At 69.9% G+C, this 5,516-nt stretch carries 4 protein-coding genes; 3 read left to right on the top strand and 1 reads right to left on the bottom strand.

Annotation, left to right across the window (positions count from 1 at the left end; translation table 11 throughout):
• Window positions 1–220: 220 nt before the first annotated feature.
• A complete protein-coding gene (locus V7E45_RS38445) occupies window positions 221–376 on the bottom strand; it encodes a DUF6131 family protein (protein ID WP_333778921.1) in 156 nt (51 codons plus the stop codon).
• A gap of 1,484 nt (window positions 377–1,860) precedes the next feature.
• Here V7E45_RS38445 and V7E45_RS38440 point away from each other — a divergent pair.
• The 3 genes from V7E45_RS38440 (at window position 1,861) to V7E45_RS38430 (ending at window position 5,408) form a co-directional block, all read left to right on the top strand.
• Entirely contained in the window at window positions 1,861–2,421 is a 561-nt protein-coding gene (locus V7E45_RS38440; RefSeq protein ID WP_333778920.1) for a hypothetical protein, read from the top strand.
• 32 nt (window positions 2,422–2,453) lie between these two features.
• Window positions 2,454–2,972 carry a hypothetical protein gene (locus V7E45_RS38435; RefSeq protein WP_333778919.1) on the top strand — a complete coding sequence of 173 codons (519 nt, stop codon included), beginning with the start codon at window positions 2,454–2,456 and terminating at the stop codon, window positions 2,970–2,972.
• Window positions 2,973–3,749: 777 nt separating this feature from the next.
• Window positions 3,750–5,408, top strand: a complete 1,659-nt coding sequence (locus tag V7E45_RS38430; RefSeq protein WP_333778918.1) for a beta-1,3-glucanase family protein — start codon at window positions 3,750–3,752, stop codon at window positions 5,406–5,408.
• Window positions 5,409–5,516 lie beyond the last annotated feature (108 nt).

Here is a 5,516-nt window from a genome sequence, read left to right as displayed (position 1 = left end):
GAGCGGGGGCCCGCGGCCGCAAGGGGGTGGGGCCACTGCTGACGCCGGCGGTGAGACGAGTGGTCCGGTGTCGTCGTCGGATGGGGGACGGCGCTACATGGCTGCTTGAGGGGGGTCCGGTGCCCGCGTGCGAGGGCGACGGGGGCGGCCGCGGCGCCCGCGCGATCGGCGGGTTGGGGCCGCCCTCGCGGCGAGACCGCGGCAACGCCTCTGCGTGCGGTTACCAGTAGTGACGTCGGCCGCCGACGGCGTGTCCGACGGAGCCGAGGAGGAACAGGATGGCTCCGATGACGAGCAGGATGATCCCGATCGTCCACAGGATGCCGATGTGCAGGATGAACCCGACTATGAGGAGGATGACGCCGAGGGCAATCACTGGGCCCTCCTAACTTTCCGGCCGGCGTGCCGACCGCTGGTGACGGCGCCCGGTGAGGCGTCTTGGATCTTGTTTTGTGTCGCTGACCGACCCCTGAAGGCAGGTAACGACGTCGCCCGGGGTCCGACTCAGCCCCGGTTGCCAGATTTCACGTCCAGGCGAGTACCCCGGCAATCCTGCCCCTACCTCGCCCGGCGGTGGGCAGGGAGTGAGTCGGGCTACTTCGCCTTGCCTTCGGTGTGTAAGCGGCCGCTTAAGATCGGCCCTGCCGCGGCAGGTGACCGTGGGCAGGCCAGGTCGCTCGGGCGGGTCAGTGTGTGTGGGGGCTGTCGCGGCAGCGGTGGACGTGCTGTTCGGCCTCTAGCGTGGGGGAGGCCGCGACTTCGTCAGGTGACACGGCAGCCGGTCGGCGCGTCCCGAGGCCCGAGTCTCATGACATGTCTCGGGCCAGGACCGCCGTCGAAGGCTTGATCACATGTGCGTGTCGCGGTGAGTGGAGGCTTGTGCGACTTGTTTGAGTGCTGATGCGGTGGCAGGGTCGCCTGCTTTGGCGGGCTGTTCGTGCCCCTGCCGGCGCGGGCCCTGGTGGTGGAAGTGTGCGGGGGTCAGTCGTGCACCGGCACCGGGATGCTGCGACGCGGTATCAGGAGGCGAAGCGGGGCCGGGGCGGCTGGACGCGGGGGCGAGACCAGGGGCCGCTGGAGCGGGGCGCCTATCGGCCCGCGGTGTGCCGGGGCTGCTCGCCGCGGGGGCGGGCTCGGGGCCGGTGGGAGCGGGTCGCCTCCCGGTCTGCGCTGTGCCGGGTGCCACCGCTGCGGGTCGCCTCTTTACCTGTGGTGTGCGGGCCCGTTCGCCCGGTGGGTCGCCGTCCTGTCCTGCCGTCGGGTGGGCCGTGAGTTCGGGGCGTGGTTGGGTGAGCCAGGCGGCCGCCGCGCCGGTCAGGGCCACGGGCCACTCCACCACCCCCGCCACGCCGAGTATTCCGGCTCCGGTGTAGATCGCGATCCGGCGGCCGCGCGGAGGGACGACCGTGATCCAGTCCAGCGCACCTTCGGCGACCCGGTTCACCTGCGCAGTTCCTGGGAGGCGGCGCAGCCCTGAGCCGGCGGCCCGCAGCAGTTGGGGAAGGTCCAGCGGACTCGACCTGATCCGGTTCATGTCGAACTCCCTTCACCCGGCGAGGGGCTCAGCTCGCACCACGAGGGCCCCCGGCTCAACCGTGAGGGACTCGGTGGCACAGCATTCGTGCTTCAAGTGTCCACCCGAGTTCGGGTCCGTGAGTGTGCGGACGCCTGCGTGCGGGCCGCCGCCCTGCGGGCAGAGACCCCCACGCCCGTGAGGTGAACACAGCGTCGAGCGGTGCTGCGTCATGTGTCGGTGCCCTACACGACGCGCACCGCATATTTCCGCCCTAAACGGATTAAAAGGGTGCACGGGGGAACTCGTAGAGGCGCATATCACTGCTTTTCGAGGAGCGGGTGGTCATGTCGACAGGAACGCTCTTGGCGATCATCATCCCGATCGTGGTGGTGGTCGCCGTGATCGCTGTAGTGGTCTCCATGATGATGCGGCGCCGTCACCTCCGTGAGCGTTTCGGCCCGGAGTACGAGCGGACGGTCCAGGAATCCGACAGCCGGATGGCCGGCGAACGCGAGCTGAGGCAGCGCGAGAGGCGTCACGACGCGCTGGAGATCAAACCACTGCCGTCCGCATCACGGGACCGCTACGCCCGCGAGTGGACCGGAGTCCAGCAGGAATTCGTGGACCGGCCGCAGGACGCGGTGCACGACGCGGACCGGCTCGTGACGTCCCTGATGCACGATCGCGGCTACCCGACCGAGGGATTCGAGCAGCAGATGAGGGACCTGTCGGTGGAGCACGGCCGCACCCTGGAGCATTACCGCGCAGCGCACGAGGTGGAATCCCTCAGCACCCGCAGGCAGGCGACGACCGAGCAGTTGCGGGGCGCCATGGTGCACTACCGAGCCCTGTTCGACGAGTTGCTTTCCGACGGTGGCGGCCGAGCCCAGCCCCTTCGGTCCTGACCCAACGAACAAACCCCGCGTGGAGGACAACCATGGACCGCAACGACGACACCGGTCCCAGCACCGGCGGCCTGTCCACCGACGATCTCGCACAGCCGGCCGTCGGTGAAGCGGACAGCGCCGCGGGAGGGGCGCCTACCTATCCAGGCGAGGCCACACCCACCCCTGCCGCCGCAGCACAGGACAGCGGCGGATCGGCCACCGACCTGTCCGAAGAGGCGTCCCCCGACCAACCGCAGGCCCCCCAGAGCCAGGAGACCCCGGCCCCGTCGGACGAGGAACTGCCGCAACTGCTGGCAGACGACGAGGAGCGGGGCTTCCGCGACCGCTGGCAAACGGTCCAGAACCGGTTCGTCGACGACCCCCGCCAGGCCGTCCACGACGCCGACACCCTTGTCGCGGAGGTCATGCAAACCCTGGCCACCACCTTCGCCCAGCACAAGAAGGACCTCGAGGGCCAATGGGGTGAGGGTCAGAAAGTGGACACGGAAGAGCTGCGCGGGGCCCTGCGCCGCTACAGGTCCTTCTTCAACCGGCTGCTCAGCACCTGAGAGGTCTGACTGCCTCGACCCCCGCCACGGTATGCCGAGCGCCGCTCGGCATACCGGCGTGCGCGACCGCATGGATCGTCGCTCGCCTTCGCCTTCGCCCTCGCAGTCGTACTTGTCGTCGAGGCCGCCCCTGGACCCGCGCGGCGCGGGTGCATGCCGAGTTCGTGCTCCGGGCGCATTGGTCAGACCTGCCAGAGCGGTTCCACGGCGGTCTCGTGTACCGCGTCCGCGTCCGCGCCCGCGCCCGCGGTCAGGAGCATCGCCTCATCGTCCGGCACCCGCGCGCCCCCTTCGTCCAGCCGGCCAGGTCATAGGCGTTGACCGCGTTGCCGTGCGGGCGGCGGTCCGGCGTCGTCTCGTGGCCATGGCCGTAGTCGGCTCCGTGTGGGCGCATGGGCGCATGGGTTCCCTGGGCGGCTCGACCATCAGTATCAGTGCTCCGACTCCCGCAGGGTCGCCGGCAGGTCCCGGTTGACCACGGCGAGCGCGGCTTCCGTCCTCGGTCGCTGACCGGCCTCGGCGGGCCGCGGCACCGGCGACCGCCGTCGGTCGTCACCCGGATCGCGGTCGAGGACTCCACCCCGTTCGGGCCGCCTTCGGACCTCCCCTCGCCCTACGAGGAGCCGAGCGTGATTCACATGGAAGTTTTTGTTCCGCAACTTGACGGTAATGGTCCAGTCCAATACCGTCACCGCGCAGAACCCCACATGAACCAACACCCCACACCCGTCGTTGTGTTGACGGACCATCACCATGACCCCCTCCGGGAGGGCCCCTGTGGTTTCCCGACGTTCCTTCCTGACCGCGGCCGGTGCCACTGGCGCCGCAGCCGCGCTCGGCCCGTTCTCGCCGCTGGCCCCCATCGCGGCGGCAGCGGGAGTCTCGCTCCCCGTGAAACTGGCGAACAACTCCGGCCACGACACCGTCTACGCCTACATATCCGGCACCGACAGCAGCGGCTGGCCGGTCTTCGTCTCGGCGAACGGCGCACTCAACCGGCTGCCCAGCCCGTCGTCCCCGGTGACCCCCATCGCCGACTACTCCATCGCGCTCGGCGCCTCTGGCTCCGCCGCCAAGACCGTCACCCTGACCGACTACATCATCGGCGGGCGCGTCTGGTTCTCCGTCGGGCAGAAACTCCGGTTCTTCGTCAACCCGGGCTCCCCGCCCGGCGTCGTACAGCCCGCCCTGGTGAGTTCGGACCCCAACTGGGCAACCAACTGGACCTTCTGCGAGTTCACCTTCAACAGCGCGAACCTGTACGCCAACATCTCCTACGTCGACATGGTCGCGCTGCCCATCTCCATGGCCAGTACCGGCAGTGGCGGCAACCAGTCGGTCAGCCCGCTGCCCGCCGGCGCGCTCGCCTCGATCGCCTCCGGTCTGCAGTCACAGCACGTCGCCGACGGAGCACCCTGGGACCGGCTGGTGGTCACCGACTCCTCCGGCGCGGTGCTTCGCGTCATGTCGCCCTCGCACTCCCCGGTGGACTTCGGCGGCTACTGGGACGACTACCTCAACCGCGTCTGGAGCCACTACGCCTCCACCCCGCTGACCATCAACGGCCAGGGCGGCATCGGCAGCTACACCGGCACCGTCTCCGGCAACGCCATCGTCTTCTCCGGACTCAACACCAACGGCGTGCCGTTCACCAAGCCGAGCGCCGTCGACATCTTCGGCTGCGCGTCAGGCCCGCTCTACAACTCCGGCGGGGACGCCCGGGGAGCGATCGCCGCCCGGCTGGCCGCCGCGCTCAACCGCAGCTCGCTCCTGGTCTCGGGCGGCAACAACCAGCCCGACGGTGTGACGCCCTCCCAGTACTACCAGGACCCCGTCACCAACCACTACGCGCGGCTCGTCCACAAGTACGCCGACATCGGCTACGCCTTCCCCTACGACGACGTCGGCCCCACCGGCTCCGCCCCCGTCGACGGACACATCCAGGACGGCGCGCCCACCTCCTGGAGCATCACCCTCGGCGCCGGCGGCGACGCTGGGGGAGGAGCAGGGGGCGGCACGGGCGCCGTCAGCGCCTACAGCACCATCCAGGCGGAGTCGTACTCGGCGCAGAGCGGTACCACCACGGAGAGCTGCTCCGACACCGGCGGCGGCAGCGACGTCGGCTACATCTCCAACGGTGACTGGCTGAAGTTCTCCTCCGTCGACTTCGGCTCCACCTCCCCTGCCCAGTTCAAGGCCCGCCTCGCATCGGGTGCCGCCGCCGGAGTCAGCGGCGCCATCCAGGTGCGGATCGACAGCACAGGCGGCACCAAGATCGCCGAGATCGACTTCGCCAACAACGGCGGCTGGCAGAACTGGCAAACGGTCCCCGCGAACATCGTCGCCTCCGCCACCGGGGTCCACGACGTCTACCTGGTCTTCTCGGGCAGCACGTCGGACTTCACGAACGTCAACTGGTTCACCTTCACCCGCTGACGTACGGCTCCTCGGCCATCCCGGAACCGGTGGGGGGCCCCCCCCCCCCCCCCCCCCCCCCCGCGGGGGGGCCCCCCCCGCCCCGCCAAGCCCCAAAACCCCCCAAAG

The sequence above is a fragment of the Streptomyces sp. IBSBF 3136 genome (assembly GCF_036815105.1).
Lineage (GTDB): Bacteria > Actinomycetota > Actinomycetes > Streptomycetales > Streptomycetaceae > Streptomyces.
The sequence above is the reverse complement of the archived record's forward strand: the minus strand, read 5'-3'. Positions and strand labels throughout refer to the sequence as shown.